This is a genomic window from Variovorax sp. HW608 (assembly GCF_900090195.1).
Taxonomy (GTDB): Bacteria; Pseudomonadota; Gammaproteobacteria; order Burkholderiales; family Burkholderiaceae_C; genus Variovorax.
In genome coordinates this window covers 1,295,549-1,318,827 of the sequence record NZ_LT607803.1, presented here as the reverse complement: position 1 = coordinate 1,318,827, position 23,279 = coordinate 1,295,549, and the positions used below count along the sequence as shown (strand labels likewise).

At 68.4% G+C, this 23,279-nt stretch carries 24 protein-coding genes; 7 read left to right on the top strand and 17 right to left on the bottom strand.

What is annotated here, in order from left to right; all coding sequences use genetic code 11:
• Positions 1–19: 19 nt before the first annotated feature.
• Together VAR608DRAFT_RS06035 and VAR608DRAFT_RS06030 are read right to left on the bottom strand one after the other, a co-directional pair.
• Positions 20–1,156 carry an ABC transporter substrate-binding protein gene (locus VAR608DRAFT_RS06035; RefSeq protein WP_443082918.1) on the bottom strand — a complete coding sequence of 379 codons (1,137 nt, stop codon included), beginning with the start codon at positions 1,154–1,156 and terminating at the stop codon, positions 20–22.
• A gap of 194 nt (positions 1,157–1,350) precedes the next feature.
• Positions 1,351–2,334: a tripartite tricarboxylate transporter substrate binding protein gene (locus VAR608DRAFT_RS06030; RefSeq protein WP_088953229.1), complete on the bottom strand. Its 984-nt coding sequence runs from the start codon at positions 2,332–2,334 to the stop codon at positions 1,351–1,353.
• Positions 2,335–2,736: 402 nt separating this feature from the next.
• Here VAR608DRAFT_RS06030 and ltrA point away from each other — a divergent pair, with 402 nt between their 5' ends.
• Positions 2,737–4,245, top strand: coding sequence for a group II intron reverse transcriptase/maturase (gene ltrA, locus VAR608DRAFT_RS06025; RefSeq protein ID WP_231972940.1), 1,509 nt, complete (start codon positions 2,737–2,739; stop codon positions 4,243–4,245).
• A 123-nt stretch (positions 4,246–4,368) separates the two neighbouring features.
• On the top strand, positions 4,369–5,253 hold the full coding sequence (locus VAR608DRAFT_RS06020) for a LysR family transcriptional regulator (RefSeq protein ID WP_088953228.1): 885 nt from the start codon (positions 4,369–4,371) through the stop codon (positions 5,251–5,253).
• Here VAR608DRAFT_RS06020 and VAR608DRAFT_RS06015 read toward each other — a convergent pair.
• The 4 genes from VAR608DRAFT_RS06015 to VAR608DRAFT_RS06000 are packed head-to-tail and all read right to left on the bottom strand — an operon-like array spanning position 5,241 to position 9,098.
• Positions 5,241–6,125 (bottom strand): amidohydrolase family protein, encoded by an 885-nt coding sequence (locus tag VAR608DRAFT_RS06015; protein WP_088953227.1) that lies wholly within the window; start codon positions 6,123–6,125, stop codon positions 5,241–5,243. The two genes, VAR608DRAFT_RS06020 and VAR608DRAFT_RS06015, sit on opposite strands and share 13 nt — an antisense overlap.
• On the bottom strand, positions 6,125–7,309 hold the full coding sequence (locus VAR608DRAFT_RS06010) for a CoA transferase (RefSeq protein ID WP_088953226.1): 1,185 nt from the start codon (positions 7,307–7,309) through the stop codon (positions 6,125–6,127). The genes VAR608DRAFT_RS06015 and VAR608DRAFT_RS06010 overlap by 1 nt, the downstream gene beginning before the upstream one ends.
• Positions 7,306–8,169 (bottom strand): HpcH/HpaI aldolase/citrate lyase family protein, encoded by an 864-nt coding sequence (locus VAR608DRAFT_RS06005; RefSeq protein WP_088953225.1) that lies wholly within the window; start codon positions 8,167–8,169, stop codon positions 7,306–7,308. Before VAR608DRAFT_RS06005 ends, VAR608DRAFT_RS06010 begins: the two co-directional genes overlap by 4 nt.
• On the bottom strand, positions 8,166–9,098 hold the full coding sequence (locus VAR608DRAFT_RS06000; RefSeq protein WP_088953224.1) for a dihydrodipicolinate synthase family protein: 933 nt from the start codon (positions 9,096–9,098) through the stop codon (positions 8,166–8,168). The genes VAR608DRAFT_RS06005 and VAR608DRAFT_RS06000 overlap by 4 nt, the downstream gene beginning before the upstream one ends.
• Positions 9,099–9,239: 141 nt before the next feature.
• On the opposite strand from VAR608DRAFT_RS06000, the gene VAR608DRAFT_RS05995 reads away from it, so the two are divergent.
• Positions 9,240–10,241, top strand: coding sequence for a tripartite tricarboxylate transporter substrate binding protein (locus VAR608DRAFT_RS05995; protein WP_088953223.1), 1,002 nt, complete (start codon positions 9,240–9,242; stop codon positions 10,239–10,241).
• A 6-nt stretch (positions 10,242–10,247) separates the two neighbouring features.
• Here VAR608DRAFT_RS05995 and manD read toward each other — a convergent pair whose 3' ends face one another.
• From manD to VAR608DRAFT_RS05955, 8 genes are all read right to left on the bottom strand, one after another.
• Positions 10,248–11,459 (bottom strand): D-mannonate dehydratase ManD, encoded by a 1,212-nt coding sequence (manD, locus tag VAR608DRAFT_RS05990; RefSeq protein ID WP_088953222.1) that lies wholly within the window; start codon positions 11,457–11,459, stop codon positions 10,248–10,250.
• A 28-nt stretch (positions 11,460–11,487) separates the two neighbouring features.
• Entirely contained in the window at positions 11,488–12,219 is a 732-nt protein-coding gene (locus tag VAR608DRAFT_RS05985) for an amino acid ABC transporter ATP-binding protein (RefSeq protein ID WP_172843960.1), read from the bottom strand.
• Positions 12,220–12,278: 59 nt separating this feature from the next.
• Positions 12,279–12,938 carry an amino acid ABC transporter permease gene (locus VAR608DRAFT_RS05980; protein ID WP_088953220.1) on the bottom strand — a complete coding sequence of 220 codons (660 nt, stop codon included), beginning with the start codon at positions 12,936–12,938 and terminating at the stop codon, positions 12,279–12,281.
• Positions 12,939–13,100: 162 nt separating this feature from the next.
• Positions 13,101–13,766, bottom strand: coding sequence for an amino acid ABC transporter permease (locus tag VAR608DRAFT_RS05975; protein ID WP_088953219.1), 666 nt, complete (start codon positions 13,764–13,766; stop codon positions 13,101–13,103).
• A gap of 9 nt (positions 13,767–13,775) precedes the next feature.
• The gene (locus VAR608DRAFT_RS05970) at positions 13,776–14,813 is read right to left on the bottom strand and encodes an L-idonate 5-dehydrogenase (protein WP_088953218.1); all 1,038 of its coding nucleotides are present in this window, start codon (positions 14,811–14,813) and stop codon (positions 13,776–13,778) included.
• An 8-nt stretch (positions 14,814–14,821) separates the two neighbouring features.
• On the bottom strand, positions 14,822–15,637 hold the full coding sequence (locus VAR608DRAFT_RS05965; protein WP_231973654.1) for a substrate-binding periplasmic protein: 816 nt from the start codon (positions 15,635–15,637) through the stop codon (positions 14,822–14,824).
• A gap of 118 nt (positions 15,638–15,755) precedes the next feature.
• Positions 15,756–16,586 (bottom strand): substrate-binding periplasmic protein, encoded by an 831-nt coding sequence (locus tag VAR608DRAFT_RS05960; protein ID WP_088958639.1) that lies wholly within the window; start codon positions 16,584–16,586, stop codon positions 15,756–15,758.
• A gap of 77 nt (positions 16,587–16,663) precedes the next feature.
• Positions 16,664–17,398: a FadR/GntR family transcriptional regulator gene (locus VAR608DRAFT_RS05955; RefSeq protein ID WP_088953216.1), complete on the bottom strand. Its 735-nt coding sequence runs from the start codon at positions 17,396–17,398 to the stop codon at positions 16,664–16,666.
• A 210-nt stretch (positions 17,399–17,608) separates the two neighbouring features.
• Between VAR608DRAFT_RS05955 and VAR608DRAFT_RS05950 the strand changes: the two genes are divergently transcribed.
• Positions 17,609–18,976: a mannitol dehydrogenase family protein gene (locus tag VAR608DRAFT_RS05950; protein WP_231973274.1), complete on the top strand. Its 1,368-nt coding sequence runs from the start codon at positions 17,609–17,611 to the stop codon at positions 18,974–18,976.
• A 43-nt stretch (positions 18,977–19,019) separates the two neighbouring features.
• Here the strand turns inward: VAR608DRAFT_RS05950 and VAR608DRAFT_RS05945 are convergent, their stop codons facing one another.
• On the bottom strand, positions 19,020–19,901 hold the full coding sequence (locus VAR608DRAFT_RS05945) for a hypothetical protein (protein ID WP_088953214.1): 882 nt from the start codon (positions 19,899–19,901) through the stop codon (positions 19,020–19,022).
• A gap of 139 nt (positions 19,902–20,040) precedes the next feature.
• The gene (locus tag VAR608DRAFT_RS05940) at positions 20,041–20,274 is read right to left on the bottom strand and encodes a DUF6429 family protein (protein WP_088953213.1); all 234 of its coding nucleotides are present in this window, start codon (positions 20,272–20,274) and stop codon (positions 20,041–20,043) included.
• 218 nt (positions 20,275–20,492) lie between these two features.
• Between VAR608DRAFT_RS05940 and VAR608DRAFT_RS05935 the strand changes: the two genes are divergently transcribed.
• Positions 20,493–20,789 (top strand): type II toxin-antitoxin system RelE/ParE family toxin, encoded by a 297-nt coding sequence (locus VAR608DRAFT_RS05935; RefSeq protein WP_088953212.1) that lies wholly within the window; start codon positions 20,493–20,495, stop codon positions 20,787–20,789.
• A 1-nt stretch (position 20,790) separates the two neighbouring features.
• Positions 20,791–21,084 carry an addiction module antidote protein gene (locus tag VAR608DRAFT_RS05930; RefSeq protein ID WP_088953211.1) on the top strand — a complete coding sequence of 98 codons (294 nt, stop codon included), beginning with the start codon at positions 20,791–20,793 and terminating at the stop codon, positions 21,082–21,084.
• Between the two features lie 28 nt (positions 21,085–21,112).
• Here the strand turns inward: VAR608DRAFT_RS05930 and VAR608DRAFT_RS05925 are convergent, their stop codons facing one another.
• Positions 21,113–22,060: a GAF domain-containing protein gene (locus VAR608DRAFT_RS05925; protein WP_088953210.1), complete on the bottom strand. Its 948-nt coding sequence runs from the start codon at positions 22,058–22,060 to the stop codon at positions 21,113–21,115.
• A gap of 149 nt (positions 22,061–22,209) precedes the next feature.
• On the opposite strand from VAR608DRAFT_RS05925, the gene VAR608DRAFT_RS05920 reads away from it, so the two are divergent.
• A complete protein-coding gene (locus tag VAR608DRAFT_RS05920; RefSeq protein WP_088953209.1) occupies positions 22,210–23,241 on the top strand; it encodes a LacI family DNA-binding transcriptional regulator in 1,032 nt (343 codons plus the stop codon).
• Positions 23,242–23,279: the final 38 nt, after the last annotated feature.

Genomic DNA, 23,279 nt, shown 5'->3' with positions numbered 1-23,279 from the left:
TTGGCCCCACGCGGGCCGGTTACTTCTTCGCGTTCAGCGGCGGGAGCGTCTCGACGACGACCGTCTTGCCGCCGCGGATCTCGGTCATGAAGCTTTCGCGGTCGAGGTCGCCCTTGTCGTCGAAGCAGACGTCCATCAGGATGCCCGGGTACTGCTTGGCGCTGAAGCAGCTGTTGTGCAGCGCTGCGGCGACCGCCTTGCGATCGAGCTTTCCGGCCTTCTCGATCCCGGCCTTGAGCAGGTAGACGCCGGTGTAGCCCTTCACCCCGTTGTGATCGGACACGGTGTTGTACTGGGCCTGGAAGCGCTTGCCGAAGTCCTGCAGTTGCGGCGCATCCACCGTCAGCCCGACATGCGCCACGGCGCCATTGGCGGCTTCTCCGGCCAGCTCGACCACCTTCGCGCTGGTCAGCACCGTTTCACCGATCATGGGCTTGTTCCATCCCTGCTTGCGCAATTCGCGCAGCAGCCGGGCGGACTCTTCCTCGTTGGTATAGGCGAACAGCGCATCGGCACCCGATTGCTTGGCCTGGATCACGGCGGCGGAGAAGTCGACCTGGCCCGAATCGGTGGAGATCTCGGCCACGATCTGCGTCGGCGAGTTCGCAAGCAGTTGCTTGAGGGCCGTCTGTCCGCCCTTGCCGAAGTCGTTGTTCACATAGATGACTGCGAGCTTCTTCGACTTGGCATTGATGTAGCGCGCGATCTTCGGGAAGGCGACGCTCTGGCCGAACGAGGTGCGGAACACATAGGGATTGCCCTGCTGGGTGATCGCTGCCGCTTCGCCGCCGGTGAAGTTGGGCGTCTCGCCACGCCTGCTCTCGGCCATGGACACGAGGATCGAGCCCGAGAACACCGGGCCGTAGATCGCGAACACCTCGTTGTCGACGGCCTTCTGCGTCAGACCCTTGGCGACGCCCGGGTTGGACTGCGTGTCTTCCGTGGTGTAGCTGATCCTCTTGCCGAGGATGCCACCGGAGGCGTTGATCTCCTTGATGGCCATTTCCACGCCGTTCTTGAACATCGTGCCCGAGGTCGCCCCTGCGCCCGAGAGTTCGACGATGTTCGCGATCTTGATGTCCTGGGCCTGTGCCAGCGCTCCCGTGGCCGCGATCACTGCGGCAGTGATCGCGCGCATGAAATGGAATCCGTCCATGAGTCTGTCTCCTCAGCGATCTTCTAGCTATGACGACGAGCCGGCCCGCTTTGTATCGGAGAAACTCAAGACGACGCGCCGGTGGGGCTCCGAATATGCTCGATATTCGAACGCGCTGGTTCGCCAATCGGCCGTTTCGCGGGTTATCACGGGGGCGTGGTGTGGCGCGCAAGACGCGGCCGCGCGTCTTCTCTTCAATCGACCGTGATGCCGTTGCTCTGGACCAGCGCGGCCCAGCGCGCGATCTGCGACTGCAGGAAGGCGCCGAATTCCCTCGGCGTGTTGCCGACCGGCTCGATGCCCATCGACAGCAGCCGCTGGCGAATCTCGGGCTGATGCGTGGTTTCGCGCACCGCGGCCGACAGGCGCTCGATCACGGCCGGCGGCGTCCCGGCAGGCACGAAGAAACCGTTCCATTCGACGACCTCGAAATTCCTGAAGCCGCTCTCCATCACGGTCGGCACCTGCGGCAGCGCCTCCATGCGCCGCGCCCCCGTGGTCGCGAGCGCACGGAGTCGGCCCGACTGCACGTAGCTCAGGCCCGATACCGGGTTCGCGAAGTAGGCCGAGACCTGGCCTGCGAGCAGGTCGGTGATGGCCGGCGCGCCACCCTTGTACGGCACGTGCAGCCACTCGATGCCGGCGTCGCGCTTGAGCATCTCGGCCGCGAGGTGCGCCGAGCCGCCGGCGCCGTAGGACGCATAGCTCAGCTTGCCCGGATTGGCGCGCGCGTAGTCGATGAACTCCTTGAAGGTCTTGTAGGGCGCCGAGCTCGGCACGACCAGGATGTTGGGCATGTTGATCGCCTGCGACACCGGCACCAGGTCCTTGAGCGGATCGAAGGGGAGCTTGCGCAGCACCGCGTTGACCGCATAGGGAAAGGCGTCGAAGAGCACCGTGTAGCCGTCGGCCGGCGCCTGCAGCACCGCCGTGGCCGCAATGACGCCGCTCGCGCCGGGCCGGTTCTCGACCACGATCGGCTGGCCCAGGAGCGCCGACATCGGTTGCGCGAGCAGCCGTGCATTGGCATCGGCGCCGCCGCCCGCCGCGTACGGAACGACGATGCGGATCGGCTTCGACGGATAGGGCGTCGTCTGGGCCGCGGCAGGCAGCGCGGCGAGTGCCGCGCCGCCGAGCAAGAGCCGGCGGCGCGAGGGCGAAAAATCGCTCCGGATCATGTTTGTCTCCTGTGCGCCGGTCAAAACCGGCAAAGTGTTGTGAATGAAAGTTTCATACGTTGAAGGCTTAGCCAGCTACGGCGGCCCCGAGTCATGCGTGCACATCCGCGAGGGTGTGGGCGAAGCGTTGATAGGGGGACGAGCGGGCCGGGTATCGAGCCGCGTAATACATGCCCCGTGGCGACAGCTGCGGGTGGTCCGGGGTGCCGAGGCAGTAGGAGAATGCCGAAGGTCACACCGTCGCTGCCGCATTGGCGAGGCAGAGGCGGACCCCGCGCGGTCAAAGACCCCGAGCACGCACGCAAGCACTTTGTTCGGGAACCGGGAGATCCCGCGTCCTTCTGCGCAGCGCTGGGAAGCGCTGGCTGCAGAGCGCATCGTGAAGCCCAAGGGCGTACGACGATGAGCCACAGGCGCGGGAAGTCGGACTGCTGCGTAGTACCGAAGAAGCTGCCGAACAAGGCTGCGGGGGAAGCTCCTGCGGCGGCGGAGGTGGTGGAGGGAAGGCGGCAGGCCAAGGGAAATGCCATCGCGGCGCGCATGTCCCGCAGATCGGTGCGGGTCTATGACATGGGAACCGCGCTCGATGGCATACGACAGACGGCAAAGGGCCGTCGTGATGCGAGGTTCACGGGACTGCTGCATCACATCTACGCGGTCGAACGCCTGCGGGCGGCTTACCTCGCGCTCAAGCGCGACGCGGCCGCCGGGGTGGACGGCCAGACCTGGCAGACGTACGGACAGGACCTGGAGGGCAATCTCCTGGAGTTGTCCGAGCGGCTGGCCCGAGGGGGCTACCGGCCCCAGCCTGTGAAGAGGGTGTACATCGACAAGGCCGACGGCAGCAAGCGCCCGCTGGGCGTGCCGGCGCTGGAGGACAAGCTCGTCCAGCGTGCCACGGTCGAAGTGTTGAACGCCATCTACGAGCAGGACTTCCTCGGGTTCAGCTACGGCTTCAGGCCCGGGCGCAGCGCGCACAACGCGCTGGATGCCGTGGCGGTGGGTGTGGGCGCAAGGAAGGTGAACTGGATACTCGATGCGGACATCGCCAAGTTCTTCGACACGATCGAAAGGGACTGGCTGGTGAAGTTCATCGAACATCGCGTGGCTGACACGCGCGTGGTGCGGCTGATCAAGAAATGGCTGCACGCGGGCGTGCTGGAGGACGGCAGGCTCACGCAAGGTGAGTTGGGGACGGTTCAGGGCGGGAGCATCAGTCCGCTGCTGGCCAACATCTACCTGCACTATGCGTTGGACCTGTGGGTGAAGCAGTGGAGGGGGCGCCATGCCCGGGGTGACGTGATCGTCGTGCGCTACGCCGACGATTGGGTTGCGGGGTTCCAGTTCCGTGATGACGCCGAGCGCTTCCAGCGCGCGGTGGCCGAGCGGCTGGGCCAGTTCGGGTTGAAGCTGCATCCCGAGAAGACGCGGCTGATCGAGTTCGGGCGCTTCGCCCACGAGAACCGACGCCGCAAGGGACAAGGCAAGCCGCAGACCTTCGACTTCCTGGGGTTCACGCATTGCTGCGGGACGACCCGAAAGGGCAAGTTCATGGTCCTGCGACTCACCAGTGCCAAACGCCTGCGAGCCAAGCTGCAGGTGATCAAGCTCGAACTCAGAAGGCGCATGCACCAACCCATCCCGGAGCAGGGCCAGTACCTGCGGGCGGTGGTGACTGGGCATGCGCGCTACTTCGGCGTGCCGTGCAACGGCGCGCGGCTGAGGACATTCCGCCATCAGGTCGTCGGGCTGTGGCATCGCACGCTGTGCCGCCGCAGCCAGAGCCACGACCTGCCTTGGCGACGCATGTATCGCTTGATGGCGCACTGGCTGCCTGTCCCGAACATCTGCCACCCCTACCCGCACCAGCGTCTGATCGTCATGACCCAAGGCAGGAGCCGTATGCGGTAGCTCCGCACGTACGGATCTGTGGAGGGGGTGTTGGGTGACTGACATTCCTACTCTGACTCGATTTCGTTGCCAACAGGAACTTCTGCAGAATGGGAGGCTCGCCCGCGAGGCCAAGAACGACGCATGAAGCTCCAGTTTCTCCAGACCCTGATCGCGGTGCTGCGGCACGGCTCCTTCGCGGCGGCGGCGAAGGAGGTGAACCTCACGGCCAGCGCCGTGAGCCTGCAGATGCAGCAGCTCGAGGCCTACTTCGGCCAGCCCCTGTTCGACCGCTCGGCGCGCCAGGTGCGGCCCACGGCCTTCGCGGCCGAGGTCGCGGGCACCATGCAGCAGACGCTCGATGCGCTCAAGGCGCTGCGCCAGCGCGAGGACGCGGTGGTCTCCGGGCGCATTCGCCTGGGCACCATCGAATCGGCCCAGGTGAGCCTGCTGCCGGTCGCGATGCAGGTGCTGCGCGAGCGCGCGCCCGCGCTGGAGTTCGAGATCACGCGCGGCCTTTCCGCGGCGTTGCTGGGCGACGTCAAGGCCGGGCGCCTCGACACCGCCGTGCTGGTGCGGCCGAAGTCCGGCGGGTCGAGCCGGCTCCACTGGTTCCCCCTGGCGGCCGAGACCTTCGTGATGATCGCGCCGCCCCATGCGCGACGCGGCTCGCCGGTCGAGATGCTGCGGCGGCACAACTGGATCCGGCTGGACCGCGTGACCACCGGCGGCCACATCGCGGCCCAGTACGTCAACCGCATCGCGCCGCGCACGCGCTGCACCTTCGACCTGCCGGGCACCGACGCGGTCGCCGCGATGGTGTCGGCCGGGCTCGGCGTCTCGGTCGTGCCGGCGCTGCGGCAGGAGGTGCTGCAGGCCTATCCGCTGCAGCAGATCGCCCTCGGCAAGGAGGCGCCGGTGCGCCACATCGCGATGGTCTGCCGGCCTGCCGATGCCGAGAGCCGGCGCGTGCAGGCCGTGCTCGAGGCGTTCGAGATCGCGGTGCGACGGCGCCATCAGAAGCCGTAGAGCGCCTGCGGGTTGTCGACCAGCACGCGCTGCCGCAGCGAGGCGTCGCCGAGCCAGCCGAGGATGCGGTCGAGCAGCGCGGCGTCGTCGGGCTTTTCGGTCTTCTCTGTCGGGTGCGGCCAGTCGCTGCCCCAGACGAGGCGCTCGGGTGCGTGCGCACACAGCGCCGCGGCCACGCGCGCGCGGCTGTCCTCGGCGCCGGCCACGTCGTCGAGATAGGGGGCCGACAACTTGACCCAGGTGCGGCCGCGATCGAGCAGGCGGCGCACCACGTCGAAGGCCGGGTGCGCCGCGCCCTCGGGATGGGGCATCCGCGCGAGGTGGTCGAACACGATCGGGCACGGGAGCCGGTCGAGCAGCTCGGCATGCGCGGCGATCTGGTCCGCGCGCCAATGCAATTGCACATGCCAGCCGAGCGGCTCGATGCGCCGCGCGAGCGGCGCCACCATGTCGAAGCGCGTCACTGCCGTCGCCGGGTCGAAGAGCGTGAAGCGGATGCCGCGCACGCCGCCTTCGTCGAGCAGGCGCAAGGTGGCGTCGTCGACCTCCGGGTGGAGCACCGCGACGCCGCGCGCATCCGCCCTGCCGAGTTGCCGGATCGCATCGAGCGTCACGGCGTTGTCGGTGCCGTAGACCGTGGGGGTCACGACCACGGTGCGGCGCGTGCCGAGCCGCGCCTGCAGGCGGCGGTAGTCGCTCGCCGTCGCTTGCGCGAGCACGCGCCCCGGGTCGCCGATGGACGCAAAGCGCCTGTCGTAGATGTGGATGTGGCAGTCGCAGGCCCTTGGGGGCAGCGCGATGTCTGGCTTCGCCGTACCGCGGGTGTGAGGGATCGAAGGCTGTGGCGCCACGGCGCCATCGATGGTGTCCATCAGGGCGCGCCCTCGGTGTCGTCGGCGCCGTGCACGGACGCCGCGAGGCCCAGCCTCGCGTTGTGCTGGCCGAGCGTGGGCGCCGCGAAAGGCTCGGGGCCCGGCGTGCGGCCGAAGGTGACCGCGCGCGTGAAGCCGCGGTAAGTGCCGAGCGTCGGATGCGCGATGGTCGCGATCATGTCCTCGGCCTTCGTCTGCGGAAAGTCGAACATGTCCTCGACCGCGCGCGCCGCGGCGCACGGCACTTCCTCGCCGAAGATGCGCTCCCATTCGAGCGCGCTGTGCGCGGCCAGCGCGGCATGCAGCAGCGGCACGATCTCCTCGTCGTGCAGCGCGCGCTTGCGCACGCTGTCGTAGCGCTCCGAGAGCAGCGCCTGCAGGCCGGTCTTCTCGCACAGCGCACGCCAGAAGTGCGGCGTGTTGGCCGAGATGTAGAGATGGCCCTCGCGCGTCGGATGGATGCCCGTGATGCCGCCCGAGCGCATGTCGCGGCCGACCTCGCGCGGCTCGCCCTCGGCCCACACCATGCGCGCCGATTGCATCGCGAGTGCGGAGCGCATCAGCGACACGCCGACCTGCTGGCCGAGGCCGCTCTTCTCGCGCTCGTAGAGCGCCGAGGCCACGCCGGCCGCCACCAGCGCCGCGGCGTAGTAGTCGACCACGGAGCCGTAGAGGATCTGCGGCGGCTGGCCCGGCTGCGCCTGCATCGTGCACATGCCGGTCATGGTCTGCAGCACCTGGTCGTACCCGGCCTTGTCCTTGAGCGGGCCGGATTCGCCATAGCCCGTGACGGTGCAGTAGATGAGCCGCGGGTTGATCGCCTTCAGCGATTCGTAGCCGATGCCGAGACGGGCCGGCACGCTCGGCCGGAAGTTGTGCACCAGCACGTCGGCCCCGCGCACGAGCGCGCGCAGCGCCTCGAGGTCCGCGGGCCGCTTGAGGTCGAGCACCACGCCGAGCTTGCTGCGGTTCACGCCGAGGAAGGCGCGGCTCTCGGCTTCGAGCGTCGAGGGGTACTTGCGCAGGTTGTCGCCCGCGGGCGGCTCGATCTTGATGACCTCGGCCCCCTGGTCCGCGAGCAGCGAGCAGCCGTAGGGCCCGGCGATGTAGGCGCTGAGGTCGAGCACGCGCAGCCCCGCGAGCGGGCCGGCCGCGGCACCGTTGCGAGTCGTCCGCTCGTTCATGACACCAGCCCCAGCCGCCGCGCGCTCGCGACGATGGCTCGCGCGCGCGCCTCGAACGGCGCATCGATCATGCGTCCGCCGACCATGTAGGCACCGACGCCGCCGGCCGTCGCCGCGTCGGCCGCCACCACCACCTCGAGCGCATGCGCGATCTCGGCGTCGGTCGGCCGGAACGCTTCGTTCGCGAGTGCGACCTGGCTCGGATGGATGCAGCTCTTGCCGAGAAAGCCCATGCGCCGCGAGAGCGCGGCTTCCTCGCGGAAGCCTTGGGCATCGCGCACGTTCGCGAAGGCGCTGTCGTAGGCGTACACGCCTGCTTCGCCGGCCGCCATGCGCAGCGCGAACAGCGCCTGCTGCACCGCGGCGCTTTCGCGGCGGTCGATGCCAAGCGGCTCGAACAGGTCGCCGAGCCCGAGTTGCAGGCCGACCACGCGCGGATGCGCGGCCGCGAGCGCGGCCGCGTTGCGCAGCGCCTTCGGCGTCTCGATGTTGAGCAGGAGGGCGATCGGCGCCTCGACGCCGTTGTCGCGCTCGGCGCGCGCCAGCGCCTCGGCGGCGGCGCGCACCGCATCGGGGGTTTCCGGCTTGGGCAGGTTGATCACGTGAAGGCCCGGTCGTGCGACGGCCGCGACATCGAGCGCGAAGTGCGGTGTCTCGAGGCCGTTCACGCGCACGATCCATGTCTTGCCGCCCGCGCTGCCGCCTTGCTGCAGGAAGGCGCGCACCGCGGCGCGCGCCTCGGCCTTGCGCGCCTCGACCACGGCGTCCTCCAGGTCCAGGCAGATGCCGTCGGCCTCGCTCGCGGCTGCTTTCGCAAACAGCTCGGGGCGCGATCCCGGCACGAAGAGCTTGCTTCTCATGACAGCCTGGCCCGCGGATCGTGGCGCGCGAGCCGGCCCAGCAGATGGTCGACCTCGGCGCGCGCGGCCGGCGTGAGGATTGCCGCGGGCTTGCGCTGCGCCGCCGAGGACAGCAGCCCGCGGCGCTGCAGCACGTACTTGCGCACGGCCAGCCCGACACCGGGCTGCTGCTCGTAGCGCAGCAGCGGCAGGTGGGCGTCGAAGAGGTCGTGCGCCTCCTCGCGCTGGCCGGCCGCCGACAGCCGCACCACGTCGCACAGCATGTCGGGGAAGGCGTAGCCGGTGTTCGCGCCGTCGGCGCCGCGCTCCATCTCGTAGTCGAGGAAGAGGCCGTTGTTGCCGCACAGGATCGGCAGGTGGCGCATCGTTCCTTCGCGCTCGAAGGCGCGCAGCGCCGAGATCTTCTCGAGCCCGGGCCAGTCCTCGTGCTTGAGCATCGCGCACGAGGGCAGCTCGCTCGCGATGCGGCGGATCACGCCGGGCGTCATCTGGACCGAGAAGGTCAGCGGGTAGTCCTGCAGCACGAAAGGAACGTCGGCGCCGATGGCCTCGACCGCCTGCCGGTAATAGCCGACGATCTGGTCGTCGGTGCGCAGGGTGTTGGGCGGCGCGATCATGACGCCGGCCGCGCCGTGCGCCATCACTTCGTGCGTCAGCGCGCGCATGGCCGCGAAGCCCGGCGCCGAGACGCCGACCACCACCGGCAGCCCGCTGGCGCGCAGGATCATCTGGCGCGCGACCGCGATGCTTTCCTGGTGCTCGAGCTTGGGCGCCTCGCCGAGCTGGCCGAGCACGGTGATGCCGGTGGCGCCGCACTGCAGGTAGAAGTCCGTCAGGCGGTCGATCGATGCGGTGTCGATGCGGCCGTCGTCGAGGAACGGTGTCGGGGCGATGGGGTAGACGCCGCGGGCGTCGCTGGGCAGTCGCATGGTGCTCTCCTGGGGACCCCAGTGTGCCTCCGGCGGGCGGTTCCGAGCACAAGAAAAACTTGGGAATCGAATAACAAAAGATCGTCGAAGAGGCCTGTCGGTGTTCTTAGGATCGGCGCCAGAACCCTCTCGGAGACAAACATGCCCCGTCCATTGCCCACTCTTCGGCGCCGGGCCGCCGCGACCGCTGCCGTCGCCGCCTTCGCCGTGCTCGCGCTGCAAGCGCCTGCCTTCGCGCAGGGCGACGCCTACCCGAGCAAGCCGATCACGATCGTGGTGGGCAGCGTGGCGGGCGGCTCCAACGACGTGTTCGCGCGTGCGATCGGCAAGCGCCTCTCGGACTCGCTGGGCCAGCCGGTCGTGATCGACAACAAGCCCGCGGGTGGCGGCGTGATCGCGAACGCGACGGTCGCGCGCGCGCCCGCGGACGGCTACACGCTGGTGGTGCTGTCGTCCACCTTCACCACCGGCGCGGCGATTCGCACCAACCTCAACTACGACGCGGTCAAGGACTTCAAGCCGGTCGCGATGCTGGCCAAGGGGCCGCTGCTCGTGACGGTCAATAAGGACTCGCCCTACAAGACCATCCAGGAGCTGGTGGCCGGGGCCAAGGCCCATCCCGGCAAGCTGAACTACGGCACCTCGGGCGCGGGCAGCATCAACCACTTCGCGACCGAGCTCTTCGCCGGCGCGGCCGGCATCAGGATGACCCATGTGCCCTACAAGGGCATGGGCCCGGCGACCACCGACCTGCTCGGCGGGCAGATCGACGTGCTGGTGGCGAGCGCGCCGTCGATCCTCGCGCAGGTGCGCGGCGGCAAGGCGCGGGCGCTCGCGGTCACGACCGCGGCGCGCTCGCCGGTCGCGCCGGAACTCGCGTCGCTGGAGGAGTCAGGCTACAAGGGCAGCGCGCTCGACCTGTGGTGGGGCGTGCTCGCGCCCGCCGGAACGCCGCAGGCGGTGGTCGACAAGCTCAACGCCGAGATCAACAAGCACATCCAGTCGAGCGAGATGCTGGCCTTCTTCATCAAGGAGGGCGCGGAGCCCGCGCCGATGAAGCCCGACGAGTTCGCCCGCTTCATCTCGACCGAGATCGAGCGCTGGAAGGGCGTCGCCAAGGCCGCCGACATCCGGCCAGAGTGAGCTAGCTCACCAATTCCACAGCGTGCCGTCGTGCTGCAGGCGGTTGACCGGCAGGTAGGCGCGCTTGTAGGGGTACTTGGCCGCCAGGGCTTCGTCGATGTCCACGCCGTGGCCGGGCACGTCGCCCGGGTACAGCATGCCGTCCTGGAAGGTGTAGGCATGCGGGAACACCGCGTCGGTCTCGTCGGTGTGGCGCATGTACTCCTGGATGCCGAAGTTCGGCACCCAGAGGTCGAAGTGCAGGGCGGCCCCCATGCACGCCGGGGACAGGTCGGTCGCGCCGTGGCAGCCGGTTCGAACCTGGTAGAGCGAGGCCAGGTCCGCGATCCGGCGCAATTGCGTGATGCCGCCTGCATGGACCACCGTCGTGCGGATGTAGTCGATGAGCTGGTTCTCGATCAGGCCCTTGCAGTCCCAGATGCTGTTGAAGATCTCGCCGACCGCCAGCGGTGTCGTGGTGTGCTGCCGGATCAGGCGAAAAGAGTCCTGGTTCTCGGCCGGCGTCGCGTCCTCCATCCAGAAGAGGCGGAAGGGCTCCAGGTCCTTGCCGAGGCGCCCGGCCTCGATCGGCGTCAGCCGGTGATGCACGTCGTGCAGCAGGTGGTGCTCGAAGCCCAGCTTCTCGCGGATGCGCTCGAAGAGCTTGGGCGTGTGCCGCAGGTATTTCTCGGTCGACCAGTCGTGCTCGGAAGGCAGGTCCGCATCGGCAGGCTCGTAGAACAGCGTGCCCTTGCCCACGCCATAGACCTTCTCGAGGCCCGGCACGCCGCTTTGCGCGCGGATCGCCTTGTAGCCGGCGTCGGCGTAGCGCAGCACTTCGTCCACGGTGTGCTCGATGTCGCTGCCGTTGGCATGCCCGTAGACCATCACGCCGGTGCGACTCTTGCCGCCCAGCAGCTGGTAGAGCGGCAGGCCCGCGGCCTTGGCCTTGATGTCCCACAGCGCGGTGTCGACCGCGGCAATGGCGCTCATCGTGACCGGACCGCGCCGCCAGTAGGCGCCCTTGTAGAGAAACTGCCAGATGTCCTCGATCTGGTGGGCGTCGCGTCCGACCAGGCAGGGAATGACATGGTCGGTGAGATAGGACGCGACCGAGAGCTCGCGGCCGTTCAGCGTGGCATCGCCGATGCCGGTCAGGCCTTCGTCGGTCTCGATCTTGAGGGTCACGAAGTTGCGGCCGGGGCTGCAGACGATGACGCGGGCGTTGGTGATCTTCATGGAGATTCCGTGTGGGGGGAGGATGTGTTCAGCCGTTCCAGCCGAGATGGCCCAGGAAGTCGCGGGTGCGCTCGACCGTGGGGTTTTCGAAGATCTGCGAGGGCGGTCCCTCTTCGATGATGGCGCCCGACTCGAACACCACCACCCAGTCGGCCACGCGGCGCGCGAAGCCCATCTCGTGCGTGACGACGATCATGGTCATGCCTTCCTGCGCGAGCTTCTGCATCACGCTGAGCACTTCGCCGACGGTCTCGGGATCGAGCGCGGAGGTGGGCTCGTCGAACAGCATCACTTCGGGCTCCATCGCCAGTGCGCGCGCGATGGCCACGCGCTGCTGCTGCCCGCCCGAGAGATTGGCCGGGTAGTTGCCGGCCTTGCTTCCGAGGCCCACCTTCTCCAGCAGCGCCTGGGCGCGCCGGCGCGCCTCGTCCTCGGGCATGCCGAGCACGGTGATCGGACCCATCGCCACGTTGTCGAGCGCCGACTTGTGCGGGAACAGCTCGAAGCTCTGGAACACCATCCCCATGCGGCGGCGCACCTGCCGCACCTCGGATTCGCGCGTGGGCAGCGGCACGCCGTCGACCAGGACGCGGCCGCCGTCGATCGTCTCGAGCGCATTGGTGCAGCGCAGGAGCGTGGACTTACCCGAGCCCGAGGGGCCGATGAGGCACATGACCTCGCCCTTGTGCACCTGCAGCGACACGCCTTGAAGGGCGACGAATTCGCCGTAGAGCTTGCGCACCTTCTCGTACACCAGCACCGGCGGCTGGTCGGCGTTCTTGCGGGCCACTTCGGCGGCGGCGACGGCAACGGATTGGTTCATTCCTTGACTCCATAACGGCGGTGGATCCAGTCCACCAGCTTGGCTTGCGGGTAGCCCATCAGCCAGTAGATGGCGGCCATCGCGGTGAGCATTTCCAGCACGCGGAAGGTCTGCGCGCGGACCTGCATGGCGCTGTAGGCCAGTTCGCCGACCGCGATCACCGAGACCAGCGACGTGTCCTTGAACAGCGAGATCCAGGTGCTCGCGATCACCGGCAGGATGCGGCGCGCCGCCTGCGGGATCACCACCTTGAACATCGCCTGCCGGCGCGACATGCCCATGGCGAGGGCCGCTTCCATCTGGCCCTTGCGGATCGAGTTGATGCCGGCGCGGAAGGTCTCGGCGTTGTAGGCCGACACGTTGCACACCAGCGCCACGAGAGCGGTGGTGAGCGGCGAGAACTGCACGTCGGCCGCCATGGGCATGACGTAGAACACCCAGTAGATGACCAGGATCAGCGGCAGGTTGCGGAAGAACTCCACGAAGGCCAGCGACAGACGGCTCAGCACCGGGTTGGTCGACAGGCGCATGAGCGCCAGCACGATGCCGCCCGGCACGGCCAGCAGCATGGTGACGACCGTGAGTGCCACGGTCAGCGCGGCGCCATTCAGAAGTGCGTCGCGGTGTGTCCAGACGACGGACCAGTCGAATTGCATTTCGTCCCCTCCTCTCAGTTATCCATGGCGCTGCGCGCCACCCGCAGCGCACGAAACCGGCGCAGCCCAAGTCCAGGGATACCGTGGAACCGGCTTTGCCGGGCCACTGGTATCGCCCCCTTGAGGGGGGCGCCGTAGGCGCTATCGGGGGTGGGTGTCATTTCAGGAACGGCCCAGGTGGGCCACGCGCTGGTACAGCCGGTCGACGCCGCGGGTCACGGGGAACAGGATGCAGAAGAAGGCGGCCATGACGGCGGTGTAGACCTCCACCGGCCGGTAGCTCTGGCCGGCGATGGTTTCGGCGCTGTGCATCAGCTCGGGCACCGCGATCACGGTCGCGATGGCGGTGTCCTTGATCGCCATCGTGAGGATGGAGCCGAAGGCCGGCAGCATCCGGATGGTGGCCTGCGGCAGCACCACTTTGCGCAGCAGCTGGGCGCGCGACATGCCCAGCGCCAGCGCGGCGCGCGTCTGGCCCGGCCGCACCGACTCGATGCCCGCGCGCATCACCTCGGCCGCATAGGCGGCGATGTGCAAGGTCAACGCCACCAGCGCGGCCCAGAAGGGCGGCAGCGTGACGCCCACCAGGATGGGGAAGGCGAAGTACATCCACACCAGCACCACCAGCACCGGGATGGCGCGCATGGTGTCGATGTAGAACACCAGCAGCGGGCGCAGCCACTGCGGCCCGTACAGGCGAAGCAGCGCGATGAAGAGTCCGGCCAGCATGCTGGTGATCGCGCTGACGATGCTCAGCGCGACCGTCACGCCCAGGCCGCTCACGAAGAAGCGCCAGTTCTCGGCGATCGGGGAGAAGTCGAAGTCCATGTCGTCCTCTTAGAAGGTCACCATGACCTTCATCGCGCGATGGCGGTCGGCCGCGAGTTCGAAGGCCTCGTGCACCCTCGCCACCGGCACGGCTGCGGTGAGCAGGGGAGAGACATCCACCACGCCGCGCGCGAGGTAGTCCACCGACCAGGCGTACTCGTCCACGAAGCGGAAGGTGCCCACGTAGGACAGGCTCTTGACCATGATCTGGTTGAAGGGGCATCCCTCGCTGCTGCCACTGAGCGTGCCGATCTGCACCACCGTGCCGCGAGGGCGCGTGACGCGGATGCAGTTGGCGAGCGCGCTGTAGTGGCCGGCCGCCTCGAAGCTCACGTCGACCTGGCCCCTGCCCGCGGCGAGCGCGTCCAGGCCTTGCGGGTCGGTCGCGATGTTGACGGTCTCGGTCGCGCCCACCTGCGCGCATGCGGCGAGCGTGTGGTCCACGATGTCCACCGCGATCAGCCGGCTGGCGCCGGCCAGCCTGGCGGCCATCAGAGTGAGCGCACCGATCGGTCCTGCGCCCACCACCATCACGGTCTTGCCCAGCAGCGAGCCTGCGGCATGCACCGCGTGCAGCGCCACCGCCAGCGGCTCGCCGAAAGCGGCGATCTCGAAGGGCAGGTCGGCAGGCACCGGCACGCATTGGAAGCCCTCGACCACGACCTGCTCGCGCATCGCGCCCTGCATGTGCGGCCAGCGGCTCGCGCTGCCGAAGAAGTGCACGTTCTCGCAGTGGTTGGAAGCGCCCATGCGGCAGAAGCGGCAGCTGCCGCAGGTGCGCGCGGGGTCCAGCGCCACGCGGTCGCCGGGCTTGACGTGCGTCACCTGCGCGCCCACTTCCAGCACCTGGCCGGAGGCCTCGTGGCCCGGCGTGAGCGGTGCGCGGATCACGAAGTCGCCGACGCGGCCGTGCTGGAAATAGTGCAGGTCGGAGCCGCAGATGCCGACGGCCTTGACCGCCACGCGGACCTGCGTCGGCGAGATCGCTTCGGGCGCGAGATCGTCCACGCGCAGGTCGCGCGCAGCGTGGATGGCACAGTTGAGCATGAGGAGGACTACTTGAGGTTCTTGGTGGCTTCGCGCTCTTCCTGCGCCAGCGCGGGCTGCATGCGCTGCGCGACGGCGCGCAGCCAGTCCAGGTAGACCTTCTGGTCCTTGGCCACGCCCATGCCGGTGTCGAGCTGGAAGATCCTGCTGTCCTGGCAGTCGTTCTCGGAAGGGAATACCGCCAGGCCCTTGACCTTCTTGCTGATGTTGGGCCAGAGCATGCGGTTGAGGGGTGCGGCATCGGAGCGGCCCGCCATGACCTCCTCGATCGGCGCCACCGACCCGGAGTTGGTCACGCCGCGCAGCTTGGCATTGGGGAAGGTCTGCTTCATCAGCGGCTCCTCGCCGGCGCCGGAGAAGTAGGCGAGCGTCATGTCCGGCTTGTTGAAGTCCTCGAGCGACTTGACGGCCGTGAACTTCGGGTTGTTGGCGCGGCCGAACATGCACACGCCGGTGTTGGAGAAGGTCACGAAGTCGATGATCTTGGCGCGCTCGGCCGTCTCGTTCAGCGGGCCGATCATGATGTCCATCTGGTTGGCCACCAGCGCCGGCACCTTGGTTTCGTGGCTGACGAGCACCGGCTCGACCTTCACGCCCAAGAGCTTGGCGAACTCCTTGCCCAGCGTCCACGAGGGGCCCGACCACGGCTCGCCCTCACCGGTCGTGTTCTGCGACAGCCAGGGCGGGTTGTTGACCACGCCCACGCGCAGCACGCCGGCCTTGCGAATGGCATCGACGCGCGCACTGGCGCCTGGGGCTGGGGGCGTCTGCGCGATGGCCGCGGTGGCGGCGAACGCAAGAGCGGCCGAGAGGATGGCGCGCAGGGTGGTGTTGGCGAGTGTCTTCACGGGTGTCTCTCTTGTGGAAAAAGTGGAGGGCGAGTCATGCCTTGGCGCCGCCGCGGCGGCGTTGCCTGGCTTGTGTTGGAGGGGAGCAGGCCCGTCAGGGCTGCTGCGCCTGGATCACGCGCGCCTCTTCGGCGTCGAGCTTGGGCTGCATGGTCTTCGCGACCGCGCGCAGCCAGTCGAGGTACGGCCCCTGGTTCTTGTCGACCGCCAGGCCGACCGGCGACGCCTTCTCGGTGCTGTGCTGGCAGTTGTCGGCTTGCGGCAGGACCGCGAGGCCCTTGACCTTGCGCTGCAGGCCGACCCATGGCACGCGGTTGATCGGGGCGGCGTCGGCGCGGCGGGCCATGACTTCCTCGACCGGGGCGGTGGCGCCCGAACTGGCCACCGCGCGCAGGCGCGCCTTCGGAAAGCGCTCCTTGACCCAGTTCTCCTCGGCGCCGCCGGTGAAGTAGGCGATGGTCACGTCGGGATTGTTCAGGTCGTCGACCGACGCCGCCTTGGAAAAGCGCGGGTTGTCGGCGCGCCCGAACATGCAGACGCTGGTGCTCGAATAGAGGACGAAGTCCACCACCTTGAGCCGCTCCGGCGTTTCGCCGAGCGGGCTGATCGTCATGTCGACCTGGTTGGCCGCCAGCACGGGCACCTTGGTCTCGTGCGACACCGGCACCGTGCGCAGCTTCACGCCGAGCAGGCGCGCGTATTCGTTCGCCAGCAGCCAGACCGGGCCGCTCCAGGGCTCGCCGCTGCCGCTGGTGTTCTCCAGCAGCCACGGGGCGTTCTGCAGCACGCCCACGCGCAACTCGCCCGACTTGCGGATCGCGTCGATGCGCGGGCTCACGCCTTGCGCCGGTGGTGTCTGCGCCGTGGCAAGAAGGGGTGCAAGGCCTGCGAGTGCCAGGGTGGCGCAGGCAAGAGCGCGGCGCATGGCGGCGCGCTGGGGCAGGGCAGTGGATGGCACGGGCTTGTCTCCTGTTGGAATGATGGCTCTGGTGGCCGGCGCGTTCAGCGCCAGGCCTGGGCAAATTCGCCGATCACGCGCTCGATGTGCGCGCGCATGGCGGCACGCGAACCCTCCGCGTCGCGCGCGAGCAGGGCGTTGAAGATGCGCTGGTGGTCCGCATGCGAGGCCAGGCGCAGCTCCGGCGTATGGAAGTGGTGCTCGATCTTGGTCCAGATCGGGCCGCGCGCCTGGGCCCAGAGCGCGGTGACCATCTGCATCAGCACGCTGTTGCCGGTGGCTTCGGCGATGCGCACATGGAACAGGCGGTCGGCCTCGGCATTGGCCTCCTTGTTGTCCATCTGCTCGTGCATCTCGGTGAGGGCCGAGAAGATGCGGTCGAGGTCCGAGTCCTTGCGCACTTGCGCGGCCTGGCCGGCGATCTCCGATTCGATCAGGCAGCGTGCCCGCAGCAGCTCGAAGGGGCCCGGCTCGGAGGCCGACATGAAGGGGGAGACGACCGGGCTCCGGGCCAGCGTCTGCGTGACGTACACGCCGGAGCCGCCGCGCACTTCGACCACGCCCTGGATCTCGAGCGAGATCGTGGCCTCGCGCACCGCGGTGCGGCTGACGTCGAAGCGCTCGGCCAGCACGCGCTCGGCGGGAAGGCGTTCGCCGGGCTTGATCTCGCCGTGGCGGATGAGCTCCATGATTGCCGCCGCCAGGCGCAGGTACGAGCGCTCCCCGACCTTGGAAGGGCCTTCGGCCTGGGCGTTGCCGGGAATGAGCTTGAGGTTCATGATCGAAAAGTGGTTGGACCAATTATTCGATTGGTGTGCCGTTAGGCCCATAGTGGTTTACCAGAATAGGGATTGGTCGGTCCGGCGATCTAATCCGCATCTCCCCCTACTTTTCCATTACCGCGCGCGTCTCCCACCATGTCCCTGCCCCGTCTTGCATCCCGTCTCCTCAGCACTCTGCCTGCGTCCGCACTCGATTCGGGCGCCAAGGTGGTCTTACCAGATCAGGCGCGCAGCGGCGCCCGGCCCGGGGTGGTGCATCTGGGGCTGGGCGCCTTTCACCGCGCGCATCAGGCGCTGGTCTACGAGCGCCTGATTGCGGGCGGCGATCCGCGCTGGGGCGTGGTCGGCGTGGCCATGCGCAGCACGCAGCTCGCGGACGACCTGAGTGCGCAGCACGGGCTCTATTCAGTGCAGATCGCGGATGCCGGCTCGGTGCGCTGGGAGATACCGGGCGCCCTGCTGCGCACCTGCGTCGCCGCGCGCGAGCGGCAGCAGGTCGTCGACGCCATCGCGGCGCCGGCGGCGCGCTGGATCACCTTGACGGTGACCGAGAAGGGCTACACGCCGGACCTTGCCGCATTGATCGTGGATGGCCTCGCGCGGCGCAAAGAGGCAGGCCTGCCCGGCGTCACCGTGGCTTCGTGCGACAACCTCTCGGACAACGGCCGCAAGCTGCAGGCGCTGTGCCTGTCGGATGCCGCGGCGCGAGACCCCGCGCTGGCCGCCTGGATCGAGGCGCTATGCGCATTCCCGAACAGCATGGTCGACCGCATCGTTCCCGCCGCCACCCAGGCGCAGTACGACGCTGCCGCGTCGGCGCTGGGGGTGGAGGACCGCGGCGCGCTCAGCACGGAGGCCTTCTGGGAATGGGTGATCGAGCGGCGCATGGCCGAGCCGTCGGACGCCGAATTGCTGGCGCAGGCCGGCGTGACCGTGGTGGAGGACGTCAAGCCCTTCGAGGACGCCAAGCTGCGCATGCTCAACGGCAGCCATACCGCGCTGGCCATGGTCGGCGCGGTGCAGGGCTGGGCCACGGTGGCCGATGGCATGGCCTTGCCCGGGGTGCGGCGCTTCGTGCACGCATTCATGACGCATGTGGCCATGCCGAGCCTGACCCGGCCCGGCCTGCCCGCGTACCGCGACGCGCTGCTCGCGCGCTTCGCCAATCCGCACCTGCATCACCGCGTGCACCAGATCGCGAGCGACAGCTCCCTGAAGATTCCCCTGCGCTGGGGCCCGGCGCTGCGCGCTGCGCTGGCCGCGGGACGCGAGGTGGAGCCGCTGGCGCTGGCGTGCGCCGCCTGGATGCGCTACCTGCGCGGCGAAGACGAAGCCGGGCGCGCCTACGGCATGTCGGACCCGCAGGCCGACGCGCTCCAGGCGCTGGCCCGCCAGCATGCGGGCGATGCCGAGGGCACTGTTCGCGCGCTGCTGTCGGTGGCCTCCATCTGGCCCGCCGGCTGCGCGGACGACGAGCGCTGGGCGCCGCGCGTGGTCCATTGGCTGCGCCGGATCGAGTCCGCCGGCGTCGCGGCGGCGCTCGACGAGGTCCTTGCTTCGCGCTCTGGGGTCTGAGACTGGGCGACCTGCGCAGGACACCGACTGAGCGCGCACGCGCTCACCGTGACTTCATATAGGCCGCATACAGCGACGGATGGGTATCGCGCAGCGCCTTGCGTCGCGCGACCACGTCATGGTGCCGGCCCTGCCGTTCCAGGCCGAGCAGCTCCAGCAGAAGTCTCATCGCCTGCTCGGGCTCTGTATGGAGGGCGCGCTGCGCCTGGCTCAACTGGCGCGACAAGGCGGGCTTTTCCGTGAGGACCCAGGCGGGAAACCAGGCCAGGTCTCGCAGGTCGCCATGACCCTCGAACGTCGAATCGAAATGCCTGCGCAGTCTTTCCAGCAAGGGGTCGGCGAGCCGCCTGGTCAACTGGTCGAACCGCTCGCATGACAGCCAGGCGAGTTCGGCAAGCAGGCCCCACGCATCGTCGAGATCGTGCATGCGGTAGCGCGCCTCCGCCATCCATGCCAGCGGGGCCGGGATTCGGCGCCATGATTCGATACGCGCCACGGCCTCGTTGGCTGCAGCCCAGTCGCCGGCGCGCAGCCACAGCGCAGCCGCGTGGTCATCACTGCGGTCTGGGCGAAATGGAAGCGGCGTGGCCCGCTGCGCCAACTCGCGCCACGACGAGACGAGCCACGTCGAACCCGCGCGCGCCCCGAATATGCGCAGTGCTGCCGGTTCGATCACATCGCACAAAGCAAGACGCGCATCGCGCAGCGACTCGTGATCCTCAAACGGTGCAGCCGCGCGCTGGTCGAGCGCCTCGACGAGCACGGAAAGCGGCGTCAGGGATTCGTGGTCCGGGAATTCTTCGGCGAATGTGGCCCAGGCCGCTCTGGCGCCGACGGGGTCGCGCCGCTCGAGGGCGACCGCGACGTCGTTGCACAACACCGTGTCGCGGCTGTCATCGAAGATGTCAAGTTGCTGCGAGTTCATGGTCTCGTCCGAAGGTGGCTGTCAATCCGCTGACTGCAATTCCGCTCGTGCCGGCAGCAACGCGTGCGATCAACCTGCTGCCCAGCCTTGACTGTAAGTGAAGCGGTTCGCGGATCACCGCCGTGAAGACTCGCGTATTTCATTTGTCGGACACGAGGAAGAACTGCTTGAAGAGGCGTTCGGATTCGCGCAAGCCATCCTCGGTGAGTGCCACGGATTTCGCCTTGTTGACCGGATCGCCGATAAGCCCCCGTGCATGCAACCGGTTGAGAACGTCCCAGTCGAAGCCCTTCCAAGCGCGGTTGTAGTCGCGCAAAGTCAAGTGGAGCAACGCCAGGACGGCGTCGTCAATTGCGGCGGTGTTGATGTTCATGGTGTTCTTCCTTCGGTTGGCGGCGCCCTCGCGCGGGTCACTCTCCTTCGTGGCCGAACAATGCCCAGGGCAACCGGGATGTCGCGGCCGGCATCTCGTAGTGCCTTGGCCCAGCGGCGGATCCTGGCTCGCAGCGCGAATGGCGACGCCGGCTGAACTCTGCGCATTCACCGTGGAGTCTTGCAAAGTGTGTAGTTTAGAAACGACAATTGCCTCCGATGATCGAGATCAAGCAGACCGAGACTTTTCTGAGATGGCGAAGACGGCTGAAGGACACAAGAGCACGCGCCTTGATTGCTTCCCGAATCGACCGACTTGCGTTCGGACATGCTGGAGACGCAGAGCCGGTAGGGCATGGCGTCAGCGAGTTGCGCATCCACCATGGGCCCGGTTACCGCGTCTACTTTCAACGCCGCGGGAACACGATCATCGTCCTGCTGTGCGGCGGCGACAAGGGTTCGCAAGCGAAGGACATCAAGACGGCCCAACGTCTGGCCGAGGAATGGAGCGAATGAAATGGCTGAAAAACTGACGACCTACGATCCCGCCGAGGATCTCACGACCGATGAAGCGGTCGCGACCTTCATGGCCGAAGCATTCCACACGAATGATGTGGGCTACATCGCGCATGCGTTGGGCGTGGTGGCCCGGGCAAGAGGCATGGCGCAGATCGCCAGCCAAACCGGCTTGTCCCGCGAGCAGCTCTACCGCTCGTTCAGCGAGAACGGCAATCCGACCTTGAAGACCACTCTGGCCGTGATGAGGGCGTTAGGCATTGAGTTGACCGCCACGCTGCCTGCGGGCGCCTGACGTTTGGTTGCGTCCCGCGGCTTGCGTGCTAGAGGTACAGCGCCACCACCTCGACCACCTCGCCCTCCCACACGACCGGCAAGGCCAGCAGGGCCCGGGCGCCGATGGTGGTCGCGGCCGCGGCGGGCGCGCCGGGCTCGGACGCCGGAAAGTCGTTGATCGCCGGCGTTCCGGTGAGCCAGGCCCTGGCGATCGATCCCGTCGGCGCCGACAGCCCCACCGAGGCCTCGGTGTGCGAGAAACCCCCGTGCAGTTCGCTGAAGGCGAAGGCGCGCCGCAGCAGGCCGCCGGCCGAATCGGGAACCCAGCGTTCGATGCGGTGTGCGAGCGGCAGGGCCGCGCCCGCCAGGATGGTCACGACGTGGCTGTCCTCCAGCCTGGAACTGGCCGGGATCGCCAGGCCCCGCAGCAGGCCGGCGTCGGCCGCCTCTCGTGCGCGCAGGAAATGGCGCGGGCTCGCGGGCAGGTTGTCCAGGAATACCGCTTCGCCGCGCTGCCATGCGAGCCCCGGCAGGCCGACGCCGCGCGGCAGGTAGGTCTCGCGCGAGGCCGCTTCGAAGGCCACTCCGTCGGGGCCGTAGGCGCCATCGACGAGTGTCATGTCGCTGGTGATGCGCGCATCGTGATGCCAGAGCTCGAGGCAACCGGCCGTCGCGGCCTCATGGCCGCAGAAGATCACGAGCACCGATGTGAGGCTGTCGTGCACGAAGATCGGCAGCGCGACGGCGCAGCTCAGGCCGGCCGCGTGGGCCGCCGAATTGCGGCGGAAGTTCGAGCCTTCGAACCGGGGCAGAAGAACCGGCCTGCCCTCGTCCCAGGCGCGGCCCGGCAGCCCTTCTCCGCGGCCGAAACACATCTCGCGGCTGATGGCCGCAAAGCGCCGTGCGTCGCCGAATGCGCCGCTCCCGAATTCGAGCAGCGTGCCGTCAGGGCTCGGCAACCAGACCTCTGCAGCCTTGATGAACGTGGCAGTCATGATGCGGCGGATGTGTCCAAGGCGCGATGCAAGTTGCGCGCCATGGCGGCCCGTGAGGGCCTCGGACGTACGGCCGGCCGGTGCTCGTTACTACTGATTGATTTATTTATCGATGTGTCTAGTCTTAGCACATCAACGAACACCTCCGCATGGCTGCCGTACCCACCATCTCCGAGATTGCCCGCATCGCAGGCGTTGGCACTGCGACGGTCGACCGGGTGCTGAACCGCCGGCCCGGCGTCAACGCGGAGACCGTCGAGCGGGTGATGCAGGTGGTCAGGGAAATGGGGGCCCCGCCCCAGCCCGGCCGCCCTCGCAAGGGCGAGAACTTCCGCTTCGCCTACGTGCTGCCGGCCGCGGAGTTCCCGCACCTGGCGCTCATCGAGCGGCAGGTCGCGCAGTCCGCGGGTGACTTCCGCCATCAGCACATCACGGAAATCACCCTGCGCATCGACGCCAGCGATCCGGCCGCGTTCGCCGACGAACTGTCCAAGCTGCGCGACTGCCAGGGCATCGCCCTGCTCGCGCCCGATCTGCCGCCCATCAAGCTCGCGATCAACGAACTCGCGCGCAGCGGCGTCCACGTCGTCACCTTCTTCTCCGATGTCGCGGGGTCCATGCGGGAGACCCACATCGGCGCCGACAACCGTGCCGCCGGGCGCACCGCCGGGCTGCTGCTCGCACGCATGGCGCAGGCCGGCGTCCGGGACGTGCTGCTGCTGTCTTCACAGGCCACGCGCATCTCGGGCGAGATCGAGCGCCGCATCGGCTTCGCGCAGGTGCTCGAGGAGCGATTCCCCGAGCTGCGCATGGTGCGCACGCCCGACCTGCCGGCCGACGACGCCGGCGCCGCGGACGCGCTCACGCGCTTCCTCACGAGCGAGGTCGAGCTCGATCGCGTCTGCGGCATCTACAACGTGGGCAGCGCCAGTGCAGGCGTGGTCCAGGCGCTGTCAGGGCTCGGGCTCGTGGGCCGGGTCGGCGCCATTGCGCACGACCTCACCGACGAGCATCGCGCGCTGCTCAGCAGCGGCGGCCTGTCGTACGTGCTGCATCAGGACATCCATTACTGCGTGTTGACCGCGGCGCGCGTCCTGCGCGCCCTGTGCGAGAACGTGCGCGGGGCACTGAGCGTGGTGCAGCCGCGAGTCGAGATCTTGACTGCCGAAAACATGGACTGAACGGTCGTCGGATGTGTGCGTGTGTGCCAATGAGTCCA

Coding starts and splice junctions, on each gene's coding strand:
- VAR608DRAFT_RS05930 (WP_088953211.1), top strand. CDS start 20,791: ATGGCTGAAAAACTGACGACCTACGATCCCGCCGAGGATCTCACGACC.
- VAR608DRAFT_RS06010 (WP_088953226.1), bottom strand. CDS start 7,309: ATGAACGAGCGGACGACTCGCAACGGTGCCGCGGCCGGCCCGCTCGCG.
- manD (WP_088953222.1), bottom strand. CDS start 11,459: ATGAAGATCACCAACGCCCGCGTCATCGTCTGCAGCCCCGGCCGCAAC.
- VAR608DRAFT_RS05925 (WP_088953210.1), bottom strand. CDS start 22,060: ATGACTGCCACGTTCATCAAGGCTGCAGAGGTCTGGTTGCCGAGCCCT.
- VAR608DRAFT_RS06030 (WP_088953229.1), bottom strand. CDS start 2,334: ATGATCCGGAGCGATTTTTCGCCCTCGCGCCGCCGGCTCTTGCTCGGC.
- VAR608DRAFT_RS06000 (WP_088953224.1), bottom strand. CDS start 9,098: ATGCGACTGCCCAGCGACGCCCGCGGCGTCTACCCCATCGCCCCGACA.
- VAR608DRAFT_RS05980 (WP_088953220.1), bottom strand. CDS start 12,938: ATGCAATTCGACTGGTCCGTCGTCTGGACACACCGCGACGCACTTCTG.
- VAR608DRAFT_RS05920 (WP_088953209.1), top strand. CDS start 22,210: ATGGCTGCCGTACCCACCATCTCCGAGATTGCCCGCATCGCAGGCGTT.
- VAR608DRAFT_RS06005 (WP_088953225.1), bottom strand. CDS start 8,169: ATGAGAAGCAAGCTCTTCGTGCCGGGATCGCGCCCCGAGCTGTTTGCG.
- VAR608DRAFT_RS06035 (WP_443082918.1), bottom strand. CDS start 1,156: ATGGACGGATTCCATTTCATGCGCGCGATCACTGCCGCAGTGATCGCG.
- VAR608DRAFT_RS05940 (WP_088953213.1), bottom strand. CDS start 20,274: ATGAACATCAACACCGCCGCAATTGACGACGCCGTCCTGGCGTTGCTC.
- VAR608DRAFT_RS05995 (WP_088953223.1), top strand. CDS start 9,240: ATGCCCCGTCCATTGCCCACTCTTCGGCGCCGGGCCGCCGCGACCGCT.
- VAR608DRAFT_RS05975 (WP_088953219.1), bottom strand. CDS start 13,766: ATGGACTTCGACTTCTCCCCGATCGCCGAGAACTGGCGCTTCTTCGTG.
- VAR608DRAFT_RS05970 (WP_088953218.1), bottom strand. CDS start 14,813: ATGCTCAACTGTGCCATCCACGCTGCGCGCGACCTGCGCGTGGACGAT.
- ltrA (WP_231972940.1), top strand. CDS start 2,737: ATGAGCCACAGGCGCGGGAAGTCGGACTGCTGCGTAGTACCGAAGAAG.
- VAR608DRAFT_RS06015 (WP_088953227.1), bottom strand. CDS start 6,125: ATGGACACCATCGATGGCGCCGTGGCGCCACAGCCTTCGATCCCTCAC.
- VAR608DRAFT_RS05955 (WP_088953216.1), bottom strand. CDS start 17,398: ATGAACCTCAAGCTCATTCCCGGCAACGCCCAGGCCGAAGGCCCTTCC.
- VAR608DRAFT_RS06020 (WP_088953228.1), top strand. CDS start 4,369: ATGAAGCTCCAGTTTCTCCAGACCCTGATCGCGGTGCTGCGGCACGGC.
- VAR608DRAFT_RS05945 (WP_088953214.1), bottom strand. CDS start 19,901: ATGAACTCGCAGCAACTTGACATCTTCGATGACAGCCGCGACACGGTG.
- VAR608DRAFT_RS05935 (WP_088953212.1), top strand. CDS start 20,493: ATGATCGAGATCAAGCAGACCGAGACTTTTCTGAGATGGCGAAGACGG.
- VAR608DRAFT_RS05960 (WP_088958639.1), bottom strand. CDS start 16,586: ATGCGCCGCGCTCTTGCCTGCGCCACCCTGGCACTCGCAGGCCTTGCA.